The sequence below is a fragment of the Psychrobacter sp. 1U2 genome (assembly GCF_051847575.1).
Genome location: NZ_JBPYDC010001441.1, coordinates 1 through 600 on the forward strand (window position 1 = coordinate 1; position 600 = coordinate 600).

1 protein-coding gene is annotated in these 600 nt (G+C 36.2%); it reads right to left on the reverse strand.

Annotated elements, in window-relative coordinates; all coding sequences use genetic code 11:
- Nucleotides 1-239: 239 nt before the first annotated feature.
- The coding region (locus ACS8FD_RS22525) for a DNA polymerase III subunit chi (RefSeq protein ID WP_439277497.1) at nt 240-600 on the reverse strand (361 nt) is incomplete at its 5' end.

The following is a 600-nucleotide window of genomic DNA, read 5'->3' on the forward strand; positions in this document are numbered from 1 at the left end:
CAATAAAAAACGAGACGACAGATAGTAGCATTTTTTAACTTATTCACCTAATAGTGATTATTAGTTGACTATAAGAGCGACAATAACAATGATACAAAGTTAAAAATACAATGAATAAGAGAAAATAAGCAGGTAAGTATAGGCAAACTAATTTTTTCTCAATCAGTCTATTTAGAAGATTTATTACACAAGAATGAAGACAATAAGAGAGGGTGTTCTATAGCTTTAAGATTGGTCAATTATACTTTGAAGTGTGTCAATTCATAGCCTAACTGTTTATAGTGCTTATATTTATGACGCCCTTCTTGCACACTGGTTGTATCAGGCTTGATCAACTCAAGGACCCGAGTGGGCTTAGCGTTGCTAGTCACTGCCATAAAGTCGTTGACTGGATGTAGCGTGGTATTAAGTACGATACCGTTAAAATCAGCAGGCATATAGCTACCTAATAAAACCGGTGCTGACATTTTATTATTTGCTTTAGTAGCATTATCGTCAGGAATAGCGTTAGTTAAAGTTGCAAGGCATTGGTGCGGGATAAAGCTTGTCTCATCTTGAGTCCATAGTGCCTCATCAAGCGTCGACAACAAGGTTTTATCT